Source organism: Citrobacter sp. CF971 (assembly GCF_006385635.1).
Classification (GTDB): domain Bacteria; phylum Pseudomonadota; class Gammaproteobacteria; order Enterobacterales; family Enterobacteriaceae; genus Citrobacter; species Citrobacter freundii.
Map to the genome: position 1 here is coordinate 4,237,550 of NZ_CP041051.1, position 26,291 is coordinate 4,263,840.

Here is a 26,291-nt window from a genome sequence, read left to right on the forward strand (position 1 = left end):
CAAAAATTGGTAGGGGGCATTGCCTACACATGCAATTGTAAATGATATTTATTTTCATTATCATTTTCTTTTCGTAAACAACTGTAAAGAAAAATGACATGAATTTAAAAACATTAAAAAATCAGTCCCTCTGCGCGCTTGCGATTTCACTGGCACTTTATACCGGTTCAGCCCTGGCAAAAGACTTTACTGAGGATCAGTTCGCCTCTCAGACGCTTGGTCATGGCGTTTACGAACTGGCTTATGACGCCGGACAACAGGCTATCTATGCAGCCTCTGCCCCCTCTTTCGACAAAGATAAAACCGCCGGTGAAGTGTTCCTGTTTTCAACTGAATCATTAAAAGTCGATGAGCGGATCGCCACCGAACGCCGTCCTTTTGCGGTCTCACTGGATGAACCTAACCACATTCTCTGGCTAGGTAATGCGCTGGATGGCTCACTGACCCTGCTGGATACCCGCACCCATAAAGAAGTGAAAATGCTTCAGCTTGCAGACGAAGAAAATAAAGCCCACGTTCGTGAAGTGGTGCTCGACAAGAAGCACCACCGTCTGTATGTCTCCGGTATTGGCAGTGAAAATAAAGGTGTGCTGTGGGTTGTCGACACGCATAACCAGAAACTATTACACGCCCTCAAAGGGATGGATCCGGTCGGTTTCGCCGTTGATGAAGCTGGCGATAAAGTTTACGCCGTCACTGGCAAAGGCGAACTTGTTACCCTGGATGGCAAAACGTCGCAGGTTCTGTCGCGTGTGAAGGTTGACCCCTCCGAGCCGAAGCATTACTTCCTGAACATCGCGTTGAACACGGCCAAAGGCGTCGGATTTATCGCCGATACCAACACCGCCGACGTGCTGGTAGTCCAACTGGACAGCGGTAAAATTGTTCACCGCGTTCCCACGCCAAACTCTATCGCTGCGGTCTATAACCCTGCCCGCAACGAAGTGTATGTTACCCATCGCAATGCCCGTCAGATTAGCGTTATCGATGCCAACACTTACAGCCTGAAGCACACCATCAAAACGGCAGCAATGCCAAACAGCATGGTGCTTTCTCCTGACAGCAAAACGCTCTTCGTTAGCGTGAAGCAGGATGAAAAAGCCAACAAGGCTGACTATGTACTCAAGCTCGATTTAACCCAGTTCTGAGGAATGCGTTGTGATTAACCAGACTCGTACCGCGCTGGCGATTTCGCTCGCCCTTGCCAGCCTCCCGGCGACCGTTTTCGCCGAAGAAACCACCCCAGATAATGAAGATCAACTGGTGGTCACCGCCACCGGTTTCGCACAGGAACGCCGTGAGGCACCGGCGACCATCTCCGTCGTCGGCGAGAAAGAACTGAACACCCGCTCTAACCAGAACGTCACCGAAGCCCTTCGCGAGATGCCCGGCGTATTGGTGGGTAATGGCAACGGTAGCCTTGCCACAGGCGATGTGCAGATGCGCGGAATGGACTCGACCTATACCTCCTACATGGTCAACGGCATCAAACAAGGCACCCGCGAATCGCGTCCTTACGGACACCATATCGGGACAGAGGCTGCCTTTTTACCGCCACTTGCTGCTATCGAGCGAATAGAGGTGATTCGCGGACCGATGTCCTCACTGTATGGCTCTGACTCCATCGGCGGCGTGGTCAACGTCATCACCAAAAAAGGCTACAACCTCGATAAATGGACGGGTGTGCTGGAAGATAACTACTTCCTGCAAGAGAAGAGCGAGTACGGTAACACCAACCAGACTAATGTCTTCCTGATGGGGCCAATTATCCCCAGCAAGCTCGGGGTGAGCGTAGCGACGGATTATCTTGATCGCCGTGATGACGACAGCATCTCCGATGAGCGCTTTGTGAAGCACCAGGCTGGCAATCTGGATGCCACCATCAACATGTCGCCGACCGACACCCAACTTTGGGATTTGAACGTCGTCAAAGGACATCAGGTAAAATCACACAATGATAAAGCCTGGCAATGGGACTTTGACCGCGATGCCGCTTCACTTGCGCAGCATGCCTGGTACGGCGACGATCTGCTGGAAGTGAAGAACTTCATCAGCTACGAAAACGCTAAAACCGAGTATCGTGTGCCGGGCATGAGTTCGCAGTTCATTAAGCAGAAAAACTATGAAGCCAACAGCGCGAACACCTTTACGCTGGGCGACCACAAGTTGACGCTGGGGATCAACTTCACCCGTAATGAGCTGGACGACACTTTCGGCATCGAAAACAAAGAAGTGCCGGGCATAACGCCAGTCAGCAAGATCACCCGTGACGGCTGGGCCATCTTCGCGGAAGATGCCTGGATGATGGTTCCGGACTTCACCCTCACCACCTCGGCGCGTCTCGATCACGACAGCTACTTTGGCTACCACGTCACGCCAAAACTCTACGGTAACTGGACGATTGACGAAAGCTGGGCGCTGAAGGGCGGCGTATCGGCGGGCTATAAAAAACCGGACCTGCGTGAGAACAATGAAGGTTTCACCAGCGTCTACGGTTCGTATCCGTATTCCTTCATTGGGATCGGTAACGATGACCTGAAACCTGAGCAGAGCGTCAACACCGAGCTGGGCGTCTACTGGCAACAGGACACACTGGCACTGGATGCAACCGTGTTCTTCACCAAATTCAAGGACAAGATCAGCGACTACACCATCTGTACCGCAACGGCCACGCAGAAGTGCATTTACAACGGGTATGAAGCGGAAGAAGTCTCGCAGTATTTCAACGTCAGCGACGCGGAAATCTATGGCCTGGAGCTGAACGGCGACTGGCAGGTCACTACCGCGCTGAAGGCGAACGCGAACTACACCTATACCCACAGCGAGCAAAAGAGTGGTCAGTACAAGGGAGAGGCACTGAACGAGTTCCCGACGAGCATGGCCAACCTGTCTCTGACATGGAATGCACTTAACGATCTTGAGCTGTGGAGCAAAGCCAGCTGGCGCAGCAATACGCCTGACATCGGCAAATCAACGTCAACCGACGCCTATGCGCTGGTCGATTTAGGGGCACGCTACCATCTCAACAAGAGCATCACATTGATGGCGGGGGTTTATAACCTGTTCGACGTGAACCCAATCTACAAAACGTCCTATAACCAGTCTTCCATCCTGGAAGGACGCCGCTACAACATGGGCGCACGCTTCGAGTTCTGACAGTGACGCCGGAGCCTAAGGCTCCGGCAGTTACAGGCCGCGCGCCTTCAACGCCACATTCACTTCCCGATACGCCTCTACCAGTTTATCCAGCGTGATCCGGCTTAACCCGCTGGGATTCGGCAATACCCATATTTGCGTCGCGCCAATGGTCAGCGTCTGTTTTCCCCACTGCGCCCCACGCTGGCTAAGCCCCTGCTCAAATGCCTGCTTCCCGAGGATAGCGAGCGCGGCTGGCTGATACTCTTCTATTTTCTCAATAAGCAGACGACCTCCGCTACGCATCTCTTGTAGCTTCACTTCATTGGCTTGTACCGTTGGTCTGTCGACAAACTTAGTCACGCCGCAGCGGAAATCCAGCAGATGCTGTGCCTCTTCAGGTTTAAGCTGGCGATCGGTGAACCCCGCCTGATGGATAACCTTCCAGAAGCGATTCGCGGGATGCGCAAAGGGAAATCCTGTACCCGCAGAAGAGAGCCCCGGATTGATGCCGCAAAATACCACCCGCAGCCCCGGTGCCAGTATGTCCTTAACCATAATTACTCCGAACAATACATCAGAGGAACAAGTATAACGGACTGAAAATACATTGTTTATAAAAACAGCATCCGTACGCTTATGTCTGGATTGCAACGCGGAGTTACTTTATAATCCACCGCCACGGCCCCTTAGCTCAGTGGTTAGAGCAGGCGACTCATAATCGCTTGGTCGCTGGTTCAAGTCCAGCAGGGGCCACCAAACTTCAAGGACTTGCGAGAAATCGCAGGTCCTTTTTGTTATTGGAAATATATGCAATTGTTGGCAAAGCCAATAATTGGATGGCTCTGAATGCGTAGCGGGGGATGGCGTGGGAATAAGGATATATCATGCGATACGCCAGCCCATATCGCTGGCATTACATTTGGACGCCGCCATCCCGAGATGGAAACGTCCGTTAGAGTTTGATTCGATAGTCAGCTCACACTAGCTCTTTGAGCTGCTCCTGCATATAGGTTGAAAAATACTCTGGGTTCTTGATAAGGATGCGGTTACCGGAGGCAACTTTTTCTGCCCATCCGGCCACTTTTTTCGTGAACTCGGGATTCCATCCCTCCTGCTCACCCCGTGCCATCACAACTTCCGGACTCGCTGGCACACCTAAGTCATGCAAATACTTTAAGATTCCCTTAGCGGTGCTTTCATCCATTGAATGGGGTACTGACGCCGAAGTGTTCATACCACCAATAAAATCCAATGCTTTCTCAATTGCTGTTGGCATGCTCTTATCCTTAAAATTAACCACGTGAGAGACACATTTATACTATGTACCCAACTCCGCCGGGATATCAAAGAGAACATCGCCTTTATTTGACTTACCCCGCAGCTAAACGCTTGCGCGGCTGTTTTCTGCGCTATTTTTTTGCATCTCCGGCTAAAACTAGTCCAGTTGCCACCGCATTACGCGGCCCTTCGGTACCTCGAATATTGCCCTGCCCGGCGACAACGCCGTAATGCGCCAGCGCATCAGTGATCATCTGCGGGATTTCGAAATCCAGCGAAGAACCGCCTACCAGCACAACAAAAGTCATATCGCGAATAGATCCACCGGGTGACACCTGGCGTAACGCGCGCAGGCAGTTGGTCACAAAAACCTTCTCTTTGGCCTGTCGGCGCACCAGACGTATTTTTTCCAACGAGGTCTGGTTATCTACCGGGATCAACTCGCCCTCTTTCAAATACACAACTTTGGCAAACACCGCCGGGCTGAGCGGTTCGCGGAAAAACTCTACCGCGCCGTTCTCATGGCGAATGCTGAACAGGCTCTCCACTTTTGCCAGCGGGTATTTTTTAATTTCCTCCGCCAGAAATGCATCGCTTAAGCCCAGCTCTGTTTGAATCAACAGGCTGACCATATTCCCCGCCCCGGCCAGATGTACCGCTTTCACTATGCCATCGCTATTGATGACGGCTGCATCGGTAGATCCTGCGCCTAAATCGAGGATTGCCAGCGGCGCAGCGCATCCAGGTGTTGTTAACGCCCCCGCTACAGCCATGTTAGCCTCCACGCCACCAACTTCAACCGGCGTGTTTAACCGGGCACTCAGCTCACTGGCGATGGCCTGCATCTGTAAGCGATCGGCTTTCACCATCGCCGCAATGCCCACGGCGTTCTCCATTGAACACTCTCCGGCGATGCCGCCCTGCACCTTACGCGGAATAAATGTATCGACCGCCAACAGATCCTGAATATGCACCGTGTTCATGTCATGACCGGTCAGCGAGGCCATCACCTTTCGCACCCGCTCCAGCATGCCGCCTGCGTGCGTACCAGCTTCCCCGGCAATATCGCGCACGGGCGCGCAGGCGCTCATCGCCTGCATAATGGCCTGCGCGCCTTGCGCTACGTCGGCTTCACCGCCACGCTTTTCACCACGGATAAAGATCTTACCCGCCGGGATCACTCTTGATTGCACATCGCCCTGCGGGGTTTTCAGCACCACGGCGGAACGGTTGCCAATCAGCGCTCTGGCGATGGGGACGATAGTTTGCGTTTCCTCGGGCGTCAGGGCAAAGAAGGTCGCAATGCCGTAAGGGTTCGACAGCACCCGTACCACCTGTCCCGGGGCCGCCACTTCCACCGCCGCCAGCACACCTTCCGGCACCTTCTCCAGCAGGGTGACTTCATCAACCACCGGCATTGGCCGACGCAGGCGATTATTCACCAGCACCCCATCATCTTTTTTCAGGATGGCCGCCACCACATTTACGCCGCGATCCAGCGCTTCATTGATAAACCAAACCGCCTCAAGGAAATCCATCTCCTCACCTACCAACGGGATCCAGCCCTGGGCAAATCGATCCTCGCTCAACGCCGCCAACTTCTCCACGGCGATGGTGGTTCCCATACCCACGCCAACGCCACCGGGCGTTTGCGGGTTATGGCCAATCATCGTCGATTCGGTAATGATGGTTTCAGTGATGGTTTCCATCGCCACATCGCCAATCACCGGTGCGGCCTCGTTGATGCAAATTTTTGCTACGTCCTGCAGCGACCACGGCGTGTTATTCAGCGCCTGCTGCAGGGACGCGACTACCCCGGCGATATTATCCCGCGTGCCTTTCATACCGGTCGTGGCGACAATCCCGCTGCCGATAAACCGGCCATCCTGCGCCAACGCCACTTCGGTGGTGGCGTTGCCGATATCGATCCCTGCAATTAACGGCATGCTGCCTCCGTCACTGGCTGCCTTTACGCAGCTTATTTCTCTGCTGGTATACCTCTGCCGATTCGCGGACAAAGCCGGCGTTCACCGTGGCATGCCATGTGTGTTCCAGTTCATCGGCAATGGCCTGCAACTCGGCGAACGAAGAACGAAACGGCCGCAGCGCGTTGTAGATCTCCAGAATGCGGGCATCCGGAATCGCAATCAGCTCAGCCGCACGACGAAAATTGCGCGCCACGGCATGACGCTGCATCTGCTCGGCAATCTGCGCCTGGTACTCCAGCGTTTGCTGAGAAATACGCACATCCTGCGGTCCTACGCGGCCCGCCAGCACATTCTCAAGGGTAATGTCGGTTAGCGGCTTGCCGGTAGGCGTCTGGATTTTCTCCGGGCAGCGGGTCGCTAATGGGTAATCCTGCGCAGTCATGATGTTGTCGTTCATGGTCATTCCCTTACCAGTGCAATGTGCAACGTGACAGGCGCAGCATCCTGCACCACGTGTTTGGTTTCTTTGATATGAAACAGCGCGGCCTTGGCCATAAATTTAGGGCGCACCATCTGGTCATTGACCACTGGCACCGGCGAAGGCGACTCTTTGCGTGCATATCGCGCGGCGTTTTTACCAATCTGACGATAGGTTTCCAGCGTCAGCAGCGGAGCCTGAGAGAACAGCTCGAGGTTGCTTAACGGCAGCAGATCGCGCTGATGAATCACCGTGGTTCCTTTCGACTGGATGCCAATCCCGATGCCTGAGCCGCTGAGGTTTGCCGCATCCCATGCCATAAAAGAAACATCCGAGGTGCGCAGGATCCTCACTACCCGCGCATGCAGTCCCTCTTCTTCGATGCCAGCAACCAGCTCTTTCAGAATCGCGTTGTGCGGCATGTCAATCAGGGTTTTATGCTGGTGCTTGCCAAAGGCCGGGCCGACGCCAATCACCACTTCATCCACGCGTTCATCCGCGTTCGCCGCCTCGCCTTCGCTCACCTGTAAGGTGAAAACTGGCTTACGTTCAGTTGTGCATTCCACAGTGTTCCGCCTTATTCGATCGAGCCGGGCTGAACCACGCCCGCAATATTTTTAATTTCCGCCCAGCGTTCGGCACTGATGCGATAGCCGGTACCAGGTCCCTGATAATCATTGATGTCGTTGACGGCGCTGACGACGTCGAACTGGCGATCCAGAATGGCCGACGTTTGCAGATAATCACCGGTAACGCGCTGTCTCAGCATGTTGAGGATATTGCTGGCGATATCTTCGAAGCCGCTGCAACTCAACGCGCCGACAATATCCAGCCCGGTGATATTGCGCTTCATCATCTCTTCCACGGCCGCCAGATCCTCCACTACATTGCGCGCAGGCATATCTTTGCTGCCATGAGCATAAGTAGCGGCTTCCACTTCTTCATCGCTAATCAGCGGCAAGCCCAGTTCGCGGAACACCGCCTGAATGGCGCGTGCAGCCTTATTGCGTATAGCGATAGTTTCTTCTTCAGTCACCGGACGCAGACCGCCGTCAACCATCAGATCGCGTTGCAGAATGTTGTAATCATCGAAGTCTTCAGCGTCGAAGTTCGACCCGGCAAACATGTTGTCGTAGTTGGGTACCGCGCTGTAACCAGAGAAAATAAAGTCTGTACCCGGCAGCATCTGCATCAGGGTGCGGGCAGTACGGCGAATATCGGAGTGAGAAAATGTCTGGTCATTGGCGGAGGCCACTTCAAGGTCGAGCATTGAGGCAATCAGGTTTTCCGCCAGCACCGCGCGGATCCCCGAAGGCACAGCGCCGGTCATGCCGATACAGCTGACCGCACCGTTTTGCAGCCCCTGTACGCCCGCGCCTTTAGTGATAAAAATGCAGCGCGACTCCAGATATAGCATCGATTTACTTTCGGAATAGCCCATCAGCGCTTCCGAGCCAGTGCCGGAGGTGTAGCGCATCTTCAGGCCACGCGATGCATAAGCCGAGGCGAGAAACGCTTTGGACCACGGAGTGTCATCACCGTCGGTAAACACCGATTCTGTGCCATACACCGACACCGTTTCGGCATAACTGGTTAGCCCACGCATGCCCAGCTCCAGCTCCGTGGCCTCTTCAACAGAACATTGCGTCAGTACGCCAGGGCGACCACACTGAGAACCGACCAACAGCGCAAGAGCGTTAAACGGCGCATAGCGGGCGATCCCGACCGTCGTTTCCTGCTCGGAAAAACCACGAATCCCCGCTTCAGCAGCGTCGGCGGCAATCTGTACCGGGTTATCTTTCAGGTTGGTCACGTGGCACTGGTTGGAGGGCGTGCGTCTGGCACGCATTTTTTGCAGCGCCATCATCATCTCCACCACGTTCATTTGCGCCATCACTTCCACCGCTTTCGCCGGGGTGATGGCAGTGGTAATGGCAATAATCTCTTCCCGACTGACGTGGATATCCACCAGCATTCTGGCGATCTCCAGCGCGTCGAGCTGCATGGCGTGCTCGGCCTCAGCCACGTTAATGGCGTAGTCGGCAATGAAACGGTCGATCATGTCGAACTCGGCGCGGCTCTTACCGTCCAGCTCAACAATACGACCATTTTCCACCTTCACCGACGACGCTGGATCGTAGGGGCTTTCCATGGCGATCAGCCCCTCTTCAGGCCATTCGCCAATCAGCCCATCCTGATTTACAGGCCGCTTCGCAAGTACTTCGAATCGTTTTGATCTTCTCATGATTTATTGACTCAAAAGATAAAAAATAGGGACGCCGGGCCGCATTGCCGGGGACACAACACCCGTCATTCGCCTTTCATCAGCAATGGTCGAACTCTAAATGAGCAGAACAATAAAAAAATAAAATTAATTTCGTTCCAATTTGGCACCTAATAAAAACGCATCGTTTCATATTGAAACGCAATTCAGGAATATCCATCGTGAATTGTGACGAGGTTAAATGATCATTATCAATAAACGTAAAACCAGGAAGGTGAATTTAATATCTTTGAAATTTTCGCCCTATTGACTTAATAACGCACGGCGAGAAAATAAGGTAAAGCCAATGATAAAAATAGCTGTTGCGCGATATGTTTCGTGACCTCAGCCCTACAACATTTTCAGGAGAAACTGTGAATAAGAGCCAACAAATTGCCACCATTACGCTGGCGGCTGCAAAAAAAATGGCGCAGGCCGTTGAGGCTAAAGCGCTTGAGATCAGCGTTCCGGTGGTCTTTTCCGTGGTGGATCGCGGTGGGAATACGCTGCTAATGCAACGCATGGACGATGCGTTTGTCACCAGCTGTGATATCTCTCTTAATAAAGCGTATACCGCCTGCTGCCTGCGCCAGGGTACCCATGAAATTACCGACGCGGTACAACCTGGTGCTTCGCTATATGGTTTGCAGCTTACCAACCAACAGCGCATTGTTATTTTCGGCGGCGGTTTACCTGTCATATTAAACGGTAAATTAATTGGTGCCGTTGGCGTTAGCGGCGGCACCGTTGAACAAGACAGATTATTAGCAGAAACCGCACTGAATTGTTTCTCTGAATTATAATTTAAATCTAAGAAGGTATATTATGAGCTATCGTATGTTTGATTACCTGGTGCCAAATGTGAACTTCTTTGGCCCCAATGCTATTTCCGTTGTCGGCGAACGCTGCAAACTGTTAGGCGGTAAAAAAGCGCTGCTGGTTACTGATAAAGGTCTGCGGGCCATTAAAGACGGCGCGGTAGATAAAACCCTCGCCCATTTACGTGAAGCGGGCATTGACGTGGTGGTTTTTGATGGCGTTGAACCTAACCCCAAAGACACCAACGTGCGTGACGGTCTGGAAGTCTTTCGCAAAGAGCATTGCGATATCATCGTTACCGTCGGTGGCGGTAGCCCGCATGACTGCGGTAAAGGCATCGGTATCGCAGCAACTCACGAAGGCGATCTCTACAGCTATGCCGGGATTGAAACCCTGACCAACCCGCTGCCGCCGATCGTTGCGGTAAATACCACTGCCGGTACCGCCAGCGAAGTCACCCGCCACTGCGTGCTGACCAATACAAAAACCAAAGTGAAGTTTGTGATTGTCAGTTGGCGCAACCTGCCGTCGGTCTCCATTAACGATCCGCTGCTGATGCTCGGCAAACCCGCCCCGCTGACCGCCGCGACGGGTATGGACGCCCTGACCCACGCCGTAGAAGCCTATATTTCCAAAGATGCCAACCCGGTCACCGACGCTGCCGCTATTCAGGCTATTCGCCTGATCGCACGCAACTTGCGTCAGGCCGTAGCGCTGGGCAGCAACCTGAAAGCTCGCGAGAATATGGCCTACGCCTCCCTGCTGGCAGGTATGGCTTTCAACAACGCCAACCTCGGCTACGTTCACGCGATGGCGCATCAACTTGGCGGTCTGTACGACATGCCGCACGGCGTGGCGAATGCCGTACTGCTGCCGCACGTGGCGCGCTATAACCTGATCGCTAACCCGGAAAAATTTGCTGACATTGCAGAGTTTATGGGCGAAAACACTGACGGACTTTCCACCATGGATGCCGCAGAACTGGCCATTCACTCCATTGCTCGTCTCTCTGCTGACATCGGCATTCCGCAGCATCTGCGCGATCTGGGTGTCAAAGAAGCCGATTTCCCGTACATGGCGGAAATGGCGCTGAAGGACGGCAACGCCTTCTCTAACCCGCGCAAAGGGAACGAGAAAGAAATTGCCGAGATCTTCCGTCAGGCATTCTGATAGTACAGGGGGCGCAATGTCACTTTCATCACCGGGCGTACATCTGTTTTATCACTCGCGCTGGCAGGATACTCGCGTGCTTGATGAGCTGTGCTGGGGACTGGAAGAGCAAGGCGTCCCTTGTCGGGCAATCTGTTGCAACGAGCATGACTGCGCACTGGCATTGAGCAAACTTGCGGCCAAAAGCTCAACGCTACGTGTCGGTCTGGGTCTTAACGCCACGGGTGATATTGCTTTAACCCACGCCCAGTTGCCCGAGGATCGGGCGCTGATCCGTGGTCATATCCGCGCCGGTGCAGCCCGGCTCCGCGTCCTCGGTGCTAATGCTGGTCAACTGGTCAAAGTGCTTCCCTTCAGCGAGATAAAATAAATGTACCGCATCTACACCCGAACCGGCGATAAAGGCACGACCGCACTGTTTGGCGGCAGCCGTATCGACAAAGACGACATCCGCGTTGAGGCCTATGGCACGGTGGATGAACTGATTTCCCAACTTGGCGTCTGCTATGCCAGCACGCGTCAGGCCGGGCTACGCCAGGATCTGCACGCCATACAGAAAATGCTGTTTGTTCTGGGTGCGGAACTCGCCAGCGATGAGAAAGGACTCGCTCGCTTACAACAGCGTATTGGTGAAGAGGATACTCAGGCGCTGGAGCAACTTATTGACCGTAATATGGCGCAAAGCGGCCCGCTCAAAGAGTTTGTTATTCCGGGGAAAAATCTCGCATCGGCACAGCTACACGTTGCGCGAACCCTGACGCGCCGACTGGAGCGGATCCTCATCGCGATGAGCAGATCGCTAACGTTACGCGATGAACCCAGGCGTTATATCAACCGACTGTCAGACGCGTTGTTCTCGATGGCGAGAATTGAAGAAACTAGTCCAGATGCTTGCGCTTAAACTGGCTGGCATCAATGTCGTACTGCTTCATCTTGCGCCACAAGGTAGTGCGACCGATATTCAACAGTTGCGACATCTCCTGCACGCGCCCGCTGGTGACGCGGGCAGCATGGATAATCGCCTCTTTTTCAATAGCGGTAAACGTCAGACTAGCAGGCAGCAGTGAAGACGCCGTCTCCAGACCCGGACGTTCGGCAAACAAATAATCCGGTAGATTGCTCAGCCGAATATGGCCGTTATCACTGCTGATGGCGATGTTTTCGATAATGCTGTTCAGCTCAAAGTCATTGCCCGGCCACGAATAGGCCACCAGTTGCGCCAGCGCGTCGTCGTCGATCTTCAAACTGTATGAAAAGCGTTTTTTCAGGCTATTCAGCCGCGTAAAAATCAGCGAGGGAATACTACTGCGCCGCGCCCGCAGCGGTGGGATCACTATCTCAAAAGAATGCAGCGCATAATACAGCTGACGGCTAAAGCGGTTTTGCTCCACCAGATTGGCGAGATCAACCGTGGTGGTGGCGATCACTTTGACATCCACCGGAATCAGCCGACGGGCATCCAGGCGGGTTAATACCCCCTGCTTGATCACCTGTAACAGCGCGGATTGCAGCTCCGGCGCCAGATATTCAATTTTTTCCAGAAACAGCGTGCCGCCGTTCGCCAGTTCAAGACGGCTCAACCGGCCATTTTCATCGTCGGTGGGCGCACTGCCCATAAAATCCTGCCCCAGTACGCTGTTGGCATACAGCTGACAGTTCACGGCGATATACGGCCCGCTGGCGCGCTCGCTTTCATTGTGGATGGCCTGACTCAGCAGCTCTTTACCAACACCCTCTTCCCCGCACAGCAGGATCGGGAAACTCCCCCTCGCTGCCTGGCGTCCAAAATGGATCAAGCGGCGGGTTTCCGGATCGTCAGTCGACATCTGCTCAAAGGTGTGGCTCACCTTGCCGAGCTGGCTGGTCATCAGCTGGCGCATTTGTTCCACCGGATGCAGTAGCAGAATAAAGCTGTTGCCCTGCTCCTCAACAATCGGCTTCAGGGTAATGACGGCATCAACAAACTGATGCTGGCTTTCAAAGGTAACTTCGACGTGATTCAGACCGCGGGCATGTTTGATCGCCCGGCGCAGCAGCATGGGGAGATTGAGCAGATCGTGAATGTTTTTCCCCTGACTGGCCTGCGCATCGAGATGCAAAAGCAGCGCCGCTCGTGCATTGAGGAACTGCAATACGCCCTGTTCGTTCCAGGCCATCACACCATCATCCATACTCTCCAGCAGCCCGTACATCTGGTTCAGATGGCGGTTGGATTCAGCCAGCAGGCTGTCGGTCAGCAAAGAGTTGCCGACTTCTCTGGCAATCGCCAGCGTCAGGGATAAATCAGAAACGCACTCATGCTCCACCAGACAACACAGCGAAATGGAGCCGAACAGTCGACCATGGTTATCGAAGACCGGCGTCGAGCAGAACGACCACGGATGCAGCGCCTGTTTAAAATGCTGATCGCCAGAGGTTTTTGTCGGCTGACCCGGCATCGTCGCCAGCGACAGGGCACAACTGCCAATGATGCTTTCCGCACAGTAGCTGCCGTCACGAAACCCAAGCTCCGCCAGCTGTTCTACCGTCTGCGGATCGCCGCAACGGCTGAGAATACAGGCTGATTCATCCAGAATCAGCAGCGCACACGGGCGTCCGTCCATAAACTCCCAGGCATCTTCCAGCGCAGCCTGAGCAATCGTCAGCAACGCCGTCTTGCGACGACAAATCGACTCAAAGGTCAGCCCCTGCGCCTGATGCGGCGCCTGCCAGGTTTCCCGCTGCATAAACTTGCTGCAACGATGCCATGACTGGGCAATGACTGAAGAGACTTCCTTCCCGATGCTATGCGTGTGCGCCGTCATATCCCTTTCCGCTGTTTAACCATAGACAACCCCTCCGGCAGAAACTGTCAGAGGGGGAGAAGATGCCGGATAAAAACCTACCGACGACTGATTAACGCGCCAGCCACTGCTGTCCCAGCAGATCTGCCGTCAAGATAGCGGCATGTACGCTTTCAGGCGTTACCGGGAACGGCATATTGTGGATGGTTTCACCTTCTGCGCAGGTCGCTTTCGCCACGGCCATGATCTTGCCGTCAACGTCTTCTTTCACGCCCATTTCCGCTAACGTTACCGGCAGGCCGACTTTCTGACAGAAATTCAGCACGGTTTCGATCTCTTCCATCGGGCTGTTTTGCAGCACCAGTTGCGCCAGCGTACCAAAGGCGACTTTTTCACCGTGGTACAAATGGTGGCACTCTTCCAGAATCGTAAAGCCGTTGTGGATCGCATGCGCCCCTGCAAGACCGCTGCTTTCAAAGCCGATGCCGCTGAGGTAAGTGTTAGCTTCGACAATACGCTCCAGCGCATCGGTCACCACGCCAGCCTGTGCAGCAAAGCGTGCCTTCTCGCCTTCCGCCAGCAGGGTATCATAGCACAAGCGCGCCAGGCTCAGCGCCGCCACGGTGGACTGTCCGCCCGCCATGCTGGTCGCTCTGGCGTCATAACAGGCTTTCGCTTCAAACCAGGTCGAGAGCGCATCGCCCATCCCGGCCACCAGCAGACGTACCGGCGCTTTGGCAATGATCGCAGTGTCCATCACCACCATATCCGGGTTTTTCGGGTAGATCAGATACTCTTCAAACTCACCGGCTTCGGTATAGATAACGGACAGCGCGCTGGTTGGCGCATCGGTAGACGCGATAGTCGGGATCACCACCACCGGCAGCTTCTGGTAGTAACCAATCGCTTTGGCGGTATCCAGCGTTTTCCCGCCGCCAATCCCAACCACGCCGCGACAACCGTGCTGTTTCAGAATGGCAATCAGTCGATTAATTTCAACATGGCTACATTCACCGTTAAAGCGTTCCGCATGGCAGCTAATGTCGTGGCTGTGCAGGCCGTTGAGTACTTTCTCTCCCGCCAGCTTCATCACGAAGTCATCCGCAATCACAAAAAAGCTGTCCGCCAGATTTTTAGCGTATTGACCAAACAAGGTGGAAGCGTCAGGACCCTGGAGATATTTGGCTGGAGATTGAATAACTTTTAGCATTCCTTTCATCCTCAAATAAGTACATGTTTTTACATGGTGAGCCCTGGCGTTAACCTGTTTGGCCTGATGCAGACGGCGAAAACGGGAGGTACCGGAGCGATGCAATAACTGTATGGCGAGGCGTGCACAAAAAAATCTTTCGTCTTTTTGTTCTGATATGAAACAGATAAAAACGGAGTACGTTCCATATTGGAACGCTTATCCACAAAAATGATAAGGTTTGCGATCCCGATCCGCTCATTTGCCACCAAATCTCCGGCACAGACGAATCTCACTTTCTTTTTTACCTACTCACTTGCCAAAAAACCGGCAAAAAAAAAGCCGACAGTGCCGTATCAGCTGCATTCATCGCGAGAGAAAAAAGTCGAGCGAGCTCGCATTGTGATCGTTCCTCGTTCTTTTCAGTTTCATTATGGAACAAAAAACAATGACAACGTTCCGTAATGAAACTCATTTTAACGTTGTTTTTTTCCGCGCTGACTTCGCCAGAATCTCTCTATCGCCTCCGTACCATGACCATGCTTCCGGGGGTTTGTCTTACACTCAACCTCAAGGAGCCGTTATGTCTCAATTCTTTTTTAATCAACGCACCCATCTCGTGAGCGACGTCATCGACGGTACCATTATCGCCAGCCCGTGGAATAACCTGGCGCGTCTGGAAAGCGATCCGGCCATTCGCATCGTGGTCCGTCGTGACCTCAACAAAAATAACGTGGCGGTAATTTCCGGCGGCGGTTCAGGGCACGAACCCGCGCACGTTGGGTTTATCGGTAAAGGTATGCTAACCGCTGCGGTTTGCGGCGACGTTTTCGCCTCCCCGAGCGTGGATGCGGTACTGACCGCCATTCAGGCGGTGACCGGTGAGGCGGGCTGTTTATTGATCGTGAAAAATTACACCGGTGACCGTCTTAATTTCGGTCTCGCCGCCGAGAAAGCCCGTCGCCTTGGTTACAACGTTGAAATGCTGATTGTTGGCGACGACATCTCCCTGCCTGATAACAAACACCCACGCGGCATTGCGGGAACCATCCTGGTGCATAAAATCGCAGGCTATTTTGCCGAACGCGGCTACAACCTCGCCACCGTCCTGCGTGAAGCGCAGTACGCGGCCAATAACACCTTCAGCCTGGGCGTTGCGCTTTCCAGCTGTCATCTGCCGCAAGAAGCCGACGCCGCCCCGCGTCATCATCCGGGCCACGCGGAACTGGGCATGGGCATTCACGGCGAACCAGGCGCATCGGTTATCGACACCCAGAACAGTGCGCAGGTGGTGAACCTGATGGTGGATAAACTGATGGCAGCCCTGCCTGAAACCGGCCGTCTGGCGGTGATGATTAACAATCTTGGCGGCGTTTCCGTTGCCGAAATGGCCATCATTACCCGCGAACTGGCCAGCAGCCCGCTGCACCCGCGTATCGACTGGCTGATTGGCCCGGCCTCACTGGTCACCGCGCTGGATATGAAAGGCTTTTCACTGACGGCCATCGTGCTGGAAGAGAGCATCGAAAAAGCGTTACTCACCGAGGTGGAAACCAGCAACTGGCCGACGCCGGTCCCGCCGCGTGAAATCAGTTGTGTACCGTCATCTCAGCGTAGCGCACGCGTGGAATTCCAGCCTTCGGCGAACGCCATGGTGGCCGGGATTGTGGAACTTGTCACCACAACCCTTTCCGATCTGGAGACTCATCTTAATGCGCTGGACGCCAAAGTCGGCGATGGCGATACCGGTTCGACCTTTTCCGCTGGCGCGCGTGAAATTGCCAGTCTGTTGCATCGCCAGCAGTTGCCGCTGGATAACCTTGCCACGCTGTTCGCGCTGATTGGCGAACGTCTGACCGTAGTGATGGGTGGTTCCAGCGGTGTGCTGATGTCTATTTTCTTTACCGCTGCGGGGCAGAAACTGGAACAGGGAGCTAGCGTTGCCGAATCCCTGAATACGGGACTGGCGCAGATGAAGTTCTACGGCGGCGCAGACGAAGGCGATCGCACCATGATAGATGCGCTGCAACCGGCCCTGGCTTCGCTGCTCACGCAGCCGCAAAATCTGCAGGCCGCATTCGACGCCGCGCAAGCGGGAGCCGAACGAACCTGTTTGTCGAGCAAAGCCAATGCCGGTCGCGCATCGTATCTCAGCAGCGAAAGCCTGCTCGGAAATATGGACCCCGGCGCGCACGCCGTAGCGATGGTGTTTAAAGCGCTGGCAGAGAGTGAGTTGGGATAAGCCATAAGTGCCTGATGCGCTGCGCTTATCAGGCCTACGAGTGCAAAGCTTTGTAGGCCGGATAAGGCAACACAGCCATCCGGCGGAACGTTAACGATAAACGCGGATCCCACCCTCTACGCCGCGGCTAAACAGCACCTGCCAAAGCTCAATATCTCTGGCGCGGAAAGCCCCTGCGCACGCGCATAAATAGTAATTAAACATTCTTCTGAAGGTGGCGGAATAACGTGATGACAGCTCCGGCCATGCCTGATTAAAGCGCTCATGCCAGGCCATCAGCGTTTTATCGTAATCGCTGCCGAAGTTATGCCAGTCTTCCATCACAAACCGTGATTCGCTGGCCTCGGCAATATGGGAAATCGCCGGTAAGCAGCCATTTGGGAAAATGTATTTATTGATCCACGGATCGACGCTCATCCCTTTTTTATTGCTACCAATGGTATGCAGCAGGAACAGTCCGTCTGGTTTTAAACAACGGTCGGCGATACTGAAATAGGTGTCGTAGTTTTTCGGCCCGACATGTTCAAACATCCCCACGGAGACAATGCGATCGTAGTGTTTATTAAGATCGCGATAATCCTGTAGCAGAATGTTAACGTCCAACCCTTCACAGCGCTGCTGCGCCATTTTCTGCTGCTCTTTGGAAATGGTAACGCCTTCTACTGCCACGCCATAATGACGCGCCGCATATTCCGCCAACCCGCCCCAGCCACAACCGATATCGAGTAAACGCATACCCGGTTTAAGCTGCAGCTTCTCGCAGATCATTTTTAATTTGGCATTTTGCGCATCGTTTAATGTGGTTGCATCTTTCCAGTAACCGCAGGAATATTGCATATGCGGATCAAGCATCAGCGCAAAGAGATCGTTACCAATATCATAATGCTCTTTACCGACGATCCATGCACGACTACGTGACTGCAAATTAAACAGGCGCGCGCTGGCAATGCGTAAAATATCTTTCAGATTACCTGGCATCTGCTGGTCGAGTTTTGCTTTCAGGATTTTGCAGAACAGAATATCGAGCCGTTCGCAGTCCCACCAGCCTTCCATATAGCTTTCGCCAAGCCCTAATGAGCCTTGCTGCAATACTCGTTTAAAGAAACCGGTATGATGAAGTTGAATGTCCCAGGCGCGTGAGCCATTAATTCTGATATCCGCTTGTGAAAGCAGCTCTTTTCCCATTCGGGTCCAGTTATCATTTGTTTCATTGACGATGACAGCATCTGAACAAAGCGAGTTCATGGTATTTACCAAAAGTGGGCTAAAAATTATTACGCAAGATTATTATGGAAAAAAGAGTGTATGTATTATGATCCGCGGACAAGATCTATCGAGCAGCGGACACATCATCGGGAGTATTGACGATTCATTTATGGAAACTCTGGCGCAAAAACAGTGGAACTCCTTCCCGGATAACTCCATGACCGAACTGCCGCAGGATGTATTCTTTCGCTCTTATGTTCTGGAAGCCAACCACCATGTACCGCAGCATTCACACTCTTTTATGCAATTTCATTTCGCCCGCAAAGGCAGCATGCGCATTGATGTTGCCGGTAAGTGCTGGATAATCCCGGCGCATTATGGCATCTGGATCCCCAATAATACTGAGCATGCAGTTTGGGCATTGGATGATGTGTATTTAGAAAATCTGGATATTAAACCGGGCTTTCTTGAAGAGAGCATCAATGAATGCAAAGTTGTGGCTATCAGTGATTTCGCCAGAGAGTTTATTCATTACGCCACGAATTCAATTTCAGGTCATTATGATAGCCAGTCAAAAGAGGGCAAACTGGTTAGCGTACTGGTCGATATTATTCTGCAACTCCCGGAAGTCGCCTTTGTATTACCCTGGCCGCAGGATCGCGAATTAACCAAAGTATGCCGAACCATACAAGAATCCCCCGCCCTGGAGCATTCAGTTGAATACTGGGCGCATCATCTGGGTATGTCTGCCCGTACCTTTTCGCGCCATTTCAAAAAAGAAACCGGATTGCCTTTCAGCGTCTGGAAGCAAAAAATGCGTATTCTGGAATCCGTATTAATGCTGAAAAAAAATAAAAGCGTGACAGCCGTGGCGCTCGACGTAGGATATTCAAGCACCGCGGCATTTAGCTATGCCTTCCGCCAGGCGTTTGGCGTTCCGCCATCTAATTATTAATCTGCCGCTTTATGCTGATGCCAGTAGGCTGCCGCACGCACCCGTTGAGGGTCAAACGCCTCGGTTTCAAAGCGAGCACTCAGGTTTTTTACCACCTTGCCTTCGCCAGTGATCCAGACGTAATAATCATCTGCGGGCACGGTTAGTCGCGATAAGCGTTCATTCACCGCCTGCGCGTCATGGCCGATAAACCACTCAATAGTAAACCCGTCGAGATGGGCAAGATAATCCTGGTACGCCGCATCCTGCACGCTGACCAGCGCCGTGACGTTTGGACGTACCGCTAAACGGCTGAGCGACTCCAGGCGTCGGCGTAGCGCGGGCATTCCCGACTCATCGCACACATAAACCTGATACGCATAATCCTCTGGCACCACCAAAGAACCGCGCGGCCCGCCGATTGTCAGCTTGTCGCCCTCGCGGGCATTCATCGACCATGTACTCGCCACGCCGCCATCATGAATATAGAAATCCAGCGCCAGCTCATGGCGCGCTTCGTCATACAACGGCGTGTAGTCACGGGAAAGCGGACGCACACCGTCAGCCCAGACAATGCCTTCATCGGTGACGACAGGCGGCACAAAGTGGCTGCCCGGTTCAGGGAAAAAGACCTTGGTATGGTCGTCAAAGCCGTGTGAGCTAAAACCGTCCAGAGCGTCACCGCCCAGTACAATGCGCTGAAAGCCCGCGCTAATACGCTCTACGCGCAGGACGGTAAGTTCCCGAAAACGCAGTTCATTGCGAACGCGCTGCGGGTAGCGTGAGGTGTTTTTTGTCATGTTTTCGCCTTCGTGAAAATAATAAGATATATCTAAATTCATTTTTAAATGATAATGATTGCTAATCAAGAAGATTGCAAGGACTTTTTTGATATAGTTACCGTCTGATTAAACAGCTATCAAAAACCAATAAAAACATTAGATAATCATGGCTTTAAACAACATCTAATTTGTAGACTTGCAAAATGACAATCTTTAGATATAAATTAGATATATCTAAATAACATCAGGAGACGATGATGCAAAACCATCATGAAGGTTGCTGCAAAAATACAGAGCACCAACGCGAAGGCTGCTGCAAGGGTGAAGGACATCACCACGAAGGCCGCCACAACGAGCACCATGCAGGTTGCTGCAAAGGTGAAGAACATCGCCATGAAGGCTGTAACAAAGATCACCACCACGAGCACGGCTGCGGGCACCGCCACGGTCGCGGCGGCGGTGGTCGTCGCCAACGCTTCTTCGGTCACGGAGAATTACGCCTGGTCATTCTGGATATCTTGACCCGCGACGCCAGCCACGGCTATGAGCTGATAAAAGCGATTGAAACCCTGACTCAGGGTAACTATACCCCGAGCCCGGGCGTTATCTATCCGACGTTGGATTTCTTGCAGGATCAGGCACTGATCACCGTCAGCGACGAGGAAGGTGGGCGTAAACAGATTGCGATCACGACTCAGGGCCAGCAATGGCTGGATGAAAACCGTGAGCATCTGGAACATATCCACGAACGGATCAAAGCCCGCTGCGTGGGTTTTGAATTACGCAAAAATCCACAGATGAAACGCGCGCTGGAAAACTTCAAAGCCGTGTTGGATCTACGCGTTAATCATGGTGATACCAGCGATGCGCAGATCAAAAAAATCATCGGTATTATCGATCGCGCTGCACTGGATATTACTCAGCTGGATTAATCTGCACAGCAGGCGGAACCCGTTTGCCCGACGTTCCGCCTGTATTATTAGTATTAATGCAGCACCGTGACCGCATCTTCCAGACGACCCGCGCGATGCTTCACCATTGCGGAAATCTGCGCACTCTCTTCAACCAGTTCGGCGTTTTTCTGCGTAATGTTGCTCAGCTCATTCACCGCGCGGGTCAGGCTGGAAAGACCATCTGACTGTTCCAGCGTTGAGTGGCTGATTTGGGCGATCAGCTGAGTGACGTTTTGCACCTGCGCCACAATATCGTCCATCGTGCGTCCTGCGGCGTGAACCTGGTCGGATCCGGACTGCACTTTGTCGGCGCTGGCATCAATCAGCTTGCGGATATCATTGGCCGCACTGGCGCTGCGGCTGGCAAGATGACGCACTTCTCCCGCCACCACGGCGAACCCTTTCCCCTGCTCGCCCGCCCGCGCGGCTTCAACAGCGGCGTTCAAAGCCAGAATGTTGGTCTGGAAGGCAATATCGTTAATCAGCGTGGTAATGGTGCCGATCCGCTGGGTGCTGTTGGCGATATCGTCCATGGTTTTGATGACGGTATCCATCGCCTCACCGCCGTGCGTTGCCGCGCTGCTGGCGGCAATAGAGAGCTTATCAGCCGCCGCGGCGGTCTCTGAGTTTTGTTTTACCGATGCCGCCATCTGATTCATGGTGGTCACCGTTTCCTGCACGTTCTCAACGGTCTGCTGCGTATGCTTATTTAAATCATCGCTACCTTTTGCCAGCGTTTCGCTGTCGCTGCGCACGCAACTCACCTGGCTGGAGACATCATGAATAAGCCAGCGACACATTAATCCCAGTTGGCCCACTGCTCGCAGCATCAGTCCCAGTTCATCGCTGCGGTTAAGATGCGACACGCTGTTCCGCTCACCGGTCGCCACTTTCAGCGCCTGACGGGTGACATTCTCAATAGGACGCACAATCTGCCATTCGAAAATAGCCGTTCCTAAAAGCATCACCAATGCACTCATCAACAGTAACGGCCATTCAGCACCCATTTGCTGCAATGCGACCGCTAGCAGGACAAACATGAATGCCATCACGCTGCGTACCCGCCAGCGAATCGGCATCGCCGGCAGTTTACCCAGCCAGCCTTTGCGTACCACCAACCCCTTATGGATACGCCGGTTGCAACGTCCTTCGTTCAGCGCTTTATATAAAGGCTCTACCGCTGCAATTTCCTCGTCAGTTGCCCGGGTACGAATCGACATATACCCGGTCACGCGTCCTTCCCGCACCATCGGCACCGCATTGGCCCTCACCCAGTAGTGATCGCCATTCTTACGCCGGTTTTTCACAATCCCGCTCCATGGCTCGCCCTGCTTCAGGGTGTACCACATATCCGCAAACGCCGCTTTTGGCATGTCCGGATGACGAACCAGATTGTGCGGCTTTTCGAGCAACTCATTCAGTTGATAGCCGCTGACCTGAACGAAGGTGTCGTTCGCATGGGTGATATAGCTTTGCAAATCGGTGGTCGACATGAGGGTGATATCATCATCCAGCGGTGTATTTTGCTGACTAACGTAGGGATGAGAAGACATGATTGCGTCCTGTGCAGGTTATCTGGTTGTTAACTCTTTCGGCTTATGTTATTTCGGCGATAATTTTTTTATCTTTAGTTGTTAAATTTGATTTAGATCGCAATTTGCGATTAAACCTCAAAAACTGTACGCATTCTAATCCATTGATTTAAAATACTTTCATCAAGTAACTATTCAATATCACTTCTACCAGCGCACCGTCACAGTGCAAATATTGCCCATTTTTAGAGCAAATTTGCGTTTATTCGATCTGTTTTCAGGCTCCTGAGTTGGACAAAATGCCAGCGAATGTTAAATAATGGCATTAAATGTTGCGCAAATAAGATGTTTCCTGGTGTTTATCCCGATTTTTGCTAAGCGCGCCGGAATGGCGCAATCCCTGCAATACTTAAATCAGTATCATGTGATACGCGAGCTCCGGGAGCATATTTTGAACAGGTTACCTTCCAGCGCATCGGCCCTGGCCTGCAGCGCACACGCACTGAATCTCATCGAAAAGCGCACGCTTGATCATGAGGAAATGAAATCGTTAAACCGAGAGGTGATTGAGTACTTCAAGGAGCATGTCAATCCGGGGTTCTTAGAGTATCGAAAATCTGTAACTGCAGGCGGGGATTACGGAGCCGTAGAGTGGCAAGCGGGAAGCCTGAATACGCTTGTCGACACCCAGGGGCAGGAGTTCGTCGATTGCCTGGGTGGTTTTGGAATTTTCAACGTGGGGCACCGTAATCCAGTCGTGGTTTCCGCCGTACAGAATCAACTCGCGAAACAACCTCTGCACAGCCAGGAGTTACTTGACCCTCTGCGGGCCATGCTGGCAAAAACTCTCGCCGCACTGGCGCCCGGTAAACTGAAATACAGTTTTTTCTGTAACAGCGGGACCGAGTCGGTTGAAGCCGCCCTGAAGCTGGCGAAAGCGTATCAATCACCGCGCGGTAAATTTACGTTTATTGCCACCAGCGGCGCATTCCACGGTAAATCACTTGGCGCGCTGTCCGCCACAGCTAAATCTACCTTCCGCAAACCCTTTATGCCGCTGCTGCCGGGCTTCCATCATGTGCCGTTTGGCGATGTTAACGCGATGCGCACCATGCTCAGCGAGTGTAAAAAGACCGGTGACGATGTCGCAGCCGTGATCCTCGAACCCATCCAGGGTGAAGGGGGGGTGATCCTGCCGCCACAAGGCTATTTAACCGCTGTTCGTAAACTTTGCGATGAGTTCGGCGCACTGATGATCCTTGACGAAGTGCAGACCGGGATGGGGCGTACCGGCAAGATGTTCGCCTGTGAGCACGAAAATGTGCAGCCCGACATTATGTGTCTTGCCAAAGCGTTAGGCGGCGGCGTGATGCCCATTGGCGCAACCATTGCCACCGAAGAGGTGTTCTCCGTCCTGTTCGACAATCCTTTCCTGCATACCACCACGTTTGGTGGCAACCCGCTCGCTTGTGCGGCTGCGCTGGCCACCATTAACGTCCTGCTGGAGCAAAATTTACCGGCTCAGGCGGAGCAGAAAGGCGACATGTTGCTGGATGGTTTCCGTCAGCTTGCGCGGGAATACCCGGACCTGGTACATGATGTACGCGGCAAAGGCATGCTGATGGCGATTGAGTTTGTCGATAATGAAATCGGCTATAACTTTGCCAGTGAGATGTTCCGCCAGCGGGTGCTGGTCGCCGGGACGTTGAACAATGCCAAGACGATCCGCATCGAACCGCCGCTAACGTTAACGATCGAGCAATGCGATCTGGTGTTGCGATCAACACGCAAAGCCCTGGCAGCATTACGGGTGAGCGTGGAGCAGATGTAACAGATGTCTGTCCGGCCTGCGTGAGTAAACGTAGGCCGGATAAGGCGTAGCCGCCATCCGGCATCAGCACCATTTAAACAATCCGCACGCCTGCAGGCATCACCCGTTCTGGCGTTAACAGCACGCTTTCGCTGCCATCGTCCGTCTCAGCGCACAGCAGCATACATTCTGATGTTTCACCGCGCATTTTGGCCTTTTGCAGATTACACAGCACCACCACCGTTTTCCCCATCAGCTCCTCTTCGCTGTAATAAGGCACCAGGCTGGTCACGGTTTGCAGCGTACGTTCTCCCACATCAACCTGTACGATATACAGCTTATCGGCATTGTCATGGCGCTTAACCTGTGCGATTTTTCCAACACGTATTTCCATGCGGGCAAAATCAGCAAATGCGACAGTATCCATTGTTTTCTCCTTGGTAAAATTTTACTAAATACTAGCAAATTATTTTCCGGGCATTGTTCTCAAAAGCGGGGAAATGACGTATCCATCACACTCTGCAAGCCCAGTTTTACCCCGAGCATGTCAATTAAACGTGCTTTTTTTACTGAAAACAGATGAATAGATAAGCACTTCATTTACAATGCGCAGGTAACTCAGGGAAAAGGCAAACATGGCAACACTTAAAGACATCGCAATCGAAGCTGGCGTGTCCCTGGCGACAGTGTCCCGGGTTTTAAACGATGACCCCACGCTGAATGTAAAAGAAGAGACCAAGCATCGCATTCTGGAGATCGCGGAAAAGCTGGAGTACAAAACCAGCAGCGCCCGTAAGAACCAGACCAGCGCACTCGGCCCCCAGCATATTCTGGCGCTCTACAGCTATCAGCAGGATTTGGAAATCAACGATCCTTACTATCTCGCGATCCGCCATGGGATTGAAACCCAGTGCGAGAAGCTGGGGATTGAACTGACCAACTGCTATGAGCACAGTGGGTTGCCGGAGAGCAAAAACATTACCGGCATTCTTATTGTCGGCAAGCCTTCTCCTGCGCTGCGCGAGGCGGCAACAGCGCTTACCGACAACATCTGCTTTATCGATTTTCATGAACCCGGCAGTGAATATGACGCTGTCGATATCGATCTGGCCCGCATCAGTAAAGAGAGCATCGACTACTTCATCGCCCAGGGCGTGACCCGCATTGGCTTCATCGGCGGCGAAGATCAGCCTGGCAAGGCTGATATCCGCGAAGCCGCGTTTGTCGAATACGGTCGCCTGCAACAGGTCGTTTCAGAACAGGATATTTATCGCGGCGGCTTCTCCAGTTCATCAGGCTATGAACTGGCCAAAAAAATGCTGGCGAAAGCCGACTATCCCAGCGCCCTGTTTGTGGCTTCTGACTCGATTGCTATTGGCGTTCTGCGCGCCATTCACGAGCGTGGACTGAACATTCCGCAGGATATTTCGCTGATTAGCGTTAATGATATCCCGACGGCGCGCTTCACCTTTCCTCCGCTTTCCACCGTACGCATCCATTCAGAAATGATGGGCAGTCAGGGCGTCAACCTGCTGTTTGAGAAAGCCCGCGACGGACGTGCACTTCCCCTGCTGGTTTTTGTTCCCAGCAAGCTGAAACTGCGCGGCACCACCCGCTAAAATCCCCCGTTAATCCGTCCGGTTTCTGCTGAAGCCGGGCGCGCATTGTCATGCATTTTTTTCTGCGCCCGAATTATTTTCGTGATCCAGTTAAAGTAAATCACCTCACTCGCTATATTTTAGTAAAACTTTTACTAAAATCACCATCAATTACACTTACTCACCAT

Annotated in this window: 23 protein-coding genes and 1 tRNA gene; 12 read left to right on the forward strand and 12 right to left on the reverse strand. The window is 53.0% G+C overall.

The genetic code is table 11. The features are described from left to right. Positions 1–98: 98 nt before the first annotated feature. Both E6P06_RS23985 and E6P06_RS23990 read left to right on the forward strand, forming a co-directional pair. Positions 99–1,148, forward strand: a complete 1,050-nt coding sequence (locus tag E6P06_RS23985) for a YncE family protein (RefSeq protein WP_003838092.1) — start codon at positions 99–101, stop codon at positions 1,146–1,148. A 10-nt stretch (positions 1,149–1,158) separates the two neighbouring features. Further along, on the forward strand, positions 1,159–3,156 hold the full coding sequence (locus E6P06_RS23990; protein WP_139935797.1) for a TonB-dependent receptor domain-containing protein: 1,998 nt from the start codon (positions 1,159–1,161) through the stop codon (positions 3,154–3,156). Between the two features lie 30 nt (positions 3,157–3,186). Here the strand turns inward: E6P06_RS23990 and mug are convergent, their stop codons facing one another. Then, on the reverse strand, positions 3,187–3,693 hold the full coding sequence (gene mug / locus E6P06_RS23995) for a G/U mismatch-specific DNA glycosylase (RefSeq protein WP_048218614.1): 507 nt from the start codon (positions 3,691–3,693) through the stop codon (positions 3,187–3,189). Between the two features lie 125 nt (positions 3,694–3,818). Between mug and E6P06_RS24000 the strand changes: the two genes are divergently transcribed. Next, positions 3,819–3,894, forward strand: a tRNA-Ile gene (locus E6P06_RS24000). A 220-nt stretch (positions 3,895–4,114) separates the two neighbouring features. Here E6P06_RS24000 and E6P06_RS24005 read toward each other — a convergent pair. The 5 genes from E6P06_RS24005 to E6P06_RS24025 all read right to left on the reverse strand — a co-directional run bounded on the left by E6P06_RS24005 (position 4,115) and on the right by E6P06_RS24025 (position 9,067). Further along, positions 4,115–4,438 carry a DUF1889 family protein gene (locus tag E6P06_RS24005; RefSeq protein WP_001573898.1) on the reverse strand — a complete coding sequence of 108 codons (324 nt, stop codon included), beginning with the start codon at positions 4,436–4,438 and terminating at the stop codon, positions 4,115–4,117. A gap of 109 nt (positions 4,439–4,547) precedes the next feature. After that, positions 4,548–6,362 (reverse strand): diol dehydratase reactivase subunit alpha, encoded by a 1,815-nt coding sequence (locus E6P06_RS24010; protein WP_032937339.1) that lies wholly within the window; start codon positions 6,360–6,362, stop codon positions 4,548–4,550. A 10-nt stretch (positions 6,363–6,372) separates the two neighbouring features. Next, the gene (locus E6P06_RS24015; protein ID WP_003024721.1) at positions 6,373–6,801 is read right to left on the reverse strand and encodes a diol dehydratase small subunit; all 429 of its coding nucleotides are present in this window, start codon (positions 6,799–6,801) and stop codon (positions 6,373–6,375) included. Positions 6,802–6,803: 2 nt separating this feature from the next. Continuing rightward, positions 6,804–7,388 (reverse strand): propanediol/glycerol family dehydratase medium subunit, encoded by a 585-nt coding sequence (locus tag E6P06_RS24020; RefSeq protein ID WP_003024724.1) that lies wholly within the window; start codon positions 7,386–7,388, stop codon positions 6,804–6,806. 11 nt (positions 7,389–7,399) lie between these two features. Then, positions 7,400–9,067, reverse strand: coding sequence for a propanediol/glycerol family dehydratase large subunit (locus E6P06_RS24025; protein ID WP_003841447.1), 1,668 nt, complete (start codon positions 9,065–9,067; stop codon positions 7,400–7,402). A gap of 392 nt (positions 9,068–9,459) precedes the next feature. Here E6P06_RS24025 and E6P06_RS24030 point away from each other — a divergent pair, with 392 nt between their 5' ends. From E6P06_RS24030 to E6P06_RS24045, 4 genes are read left to right on the forward strand one after another with little or no spacing between them, the layout of a single operon-like run. Then, positions 9,460–9,888 carry a heme-binding protein gene (locus E6P06_RS24030; RefSeq protein ID WP_003024730.1) on the forward strand — a complete coding sequence of 143 codons (429 nt, stop codon included), beginning with the start codon at positions 9,460–9,462 and terminating at the stop codon, positions 9,886–9,888. A gap of 22 nt (positions 9,889–9,910) precedes the next feature. Further along, entirely contained in the window at positions 9,911–11,074 is a 1,164-nt protein-coding gene (dhaT, locus tag E6P06_RS24035; RefSeq protein ID WP_003846240.1) for a 1,3-propanediol dehydrogenase, read from the forward strand. Positions 11,075–11,090: 16 nt separating this feature from the next. Beyond that, entirely contained in the window at positions 11,091–11,444 is a 354-nt protein-coding gene (locus E6P06_RS24040; RefSeq protein ID WP_003846238.1) for a glycerol dehydratase reactivase beta/small subunit family protein, read from the forward strand. Further along, entirely contained in the window at positions 11,445–11,975 is a 531-nt protein-coding gene (locus E6P06_RS24045) for a cob(I)yrinic acid a,c-diamide adenosyltransferase (RefSeq protein WP_003846235.1), read from the forward strand. It abuts the gene before it with no gap. On the opposite strand, the gene dhaR is transcribed toward E6P06_RS24045, so the two are convergent. Beyond that, on the reverse strand, positions 11,953–13,878 hold the full coding sequence (dhaR, locus tag E6P06_RS24050) for a dihydroxyacetone kinase operon transcriptional regulator DhaR (RefSeq protein ID WP_003841455.1): 1,926 nt from the start codon (positions 13,876–13,878) through the stop codon (positions 11,953–11,955). The two genes, E6P06_RS24045 and dhaR, sit on opposite strands and share 23 nt — an antisense overlap. 91 nt (positions 13,879–13,969) lie before the next feature. Continuing rightward, positions 13,970–15,067, reverse strand: a complete 1,098-nt coding sequence (locus tag E6P06_RS24055; RefSeq protein ID WP_003024745.1) for a glycerol dehydrogenase — start codon at positions 15,065–15,067, stop codon at positions 13,970–13,972. A gap of 562 nt (positions 15,068–15,629) precedes the next feature. On the opposite strand from E6P06_RS24055, the gene E6P06_RS24065 reads away from it, so the two are divergent. Continuing rightward, complete coding sequence (locus E6P06_RS24065) at positions 15,630–17,288, forward strand: glycerone kinase (protein ID WP_003846233.1); 1,659 nt, start codon at positions 15,630–15,632, stop codon at positions 17,286–17,288. A 90-nt stretch (positions 17,289–17,378) separates the two neighbouring features. On the opposite strand, the gene cfa is transcribed toward E6P06_RS24065, so the two are convergent. Next, positions 17,379–18,533 carry a cyclopropane fatty acyl phospholipid synthase gene (gene cfa, locus E6P06_RS24070; RefSeq protein ID WP_003846231.1) on the reverse strand — a complete coding sequence of 385 codons (1,155 nt, stop codon included), beginning with the start codon at positions 18,531–18,533 and terminating at the stop codon, positions 17,379–17,381. A 67-nt stretch (positions 18,534–18,600) separates the two neighbouring features. Here cfa and E6P06_RS24075 point away from each other — a divergent pair, with 67 nt between their 5' ends. Then, positions 18,601–19,449 (forward strand): AraC family transcriptional regulator, encoded by an 849-nt coding sequence (locus E6P06_RS24075; protein WP_003024755.1) that lies wholly within the window; start codon positions 18,601–18,603, stop codon positions 19,447–19,449. On the opposite strand, the gene E6P06_RS24080 is transcribed toward E6P06_RS24075, so the two are convergent. Further along, the gene (locus E6P06_RS24080; RefSeq protein ID WP_054528806.1) at positions 19,446–20,228 is read right to left on the reverse strand and encodes a siderophore-interacting protein; all 783 of its coding nucleotides are present in this window, start codon (positions 20,226–20,228) and stop codon (positions 19,446–19,448) included. The genes E6P06_RS24075 and E6P06_RS24080 overlap by 4 nt on opposite strands. Before the next feature lie 236 nt (positions 20,229–20,464). Between E6P06_RS24080 and E6P06_RS24085 the strand changes: the two genes are divergently transcribed. Further along, complete coding sequence (locus E6P06_RS24085; RefSeq protein WP_161958345.1) at positions 20,465–21,142, forward strand: PadR family transcriptional regulator; 678 nt, start codon at positions 20,465–20,467, stop codon at positions 21,140–21,142. 53 nt (positions 21,143–21,195) lie between these two features. Here the strand turns inward: E6P06_RS24085 and E6P06_RS24090 are convergent, their stop codons facing one another. Beyond that, positions 21,196–22,716 (reverse strand): PAS domain-containing methyl-accepting chemotaxis protein, encoded by a 1,521-nt coding sequence (locus E6P06_RS24090; RefSeq protein WP_003841468.1) that lies wholly within the window; start codon positions 22,714–22,716, stop codon positions 21,196–21,198. A gap of 430 nt (positions 22,717–23,146) precedes the next feature. On the opposite strand from E6P06_RS24090, the gene ygjG reads away from it, so the two are divergent. Next, positions 23,147–24,526, forward strand: a complete 1,380-nt coding sequence (gene ygjG, locus E6P06_RS24095) for a putrescine aminotransferase (RefSeq protein WP_168199055.1) — start codon at positions 23,147–23,149, stop codon at positions 24,524–24,526. A 73-nt stretch (positions 24,527–24,599) separates the two neighbouring features. Here ygjG and E6P06_RS24100 read toward each other — a convergent pair whose 3' ends face one another. Continuing rightward, a complete protein-coding gene (locus E6P06_RS24100) occupies positions 24,600–24,932 on the reverse strand; it encodes a tRNA-binding protein (protein WP_003024768.1) in 333 nt (110 codons plus the stop codon). A gap of 208 nt (positions 24,933–25,140) precedes the next feature. On the opposite strand from E6P06_RS24100, the gene ebgR reads away from it, so the two are divergent. Beyond that, a complete protein-coding gene (gene ebgR / locus E6P06_RS24105; protein ID WP_003024771.1) occupies positions 25,141–26,124 on the forward strand; it encodes a transcriptional regulator EbgR in 984 nt (327 codons plus the stop codon). The last annotated feature ends 167 nt before the right edge of the window (positions 26,125–26,291 follow it).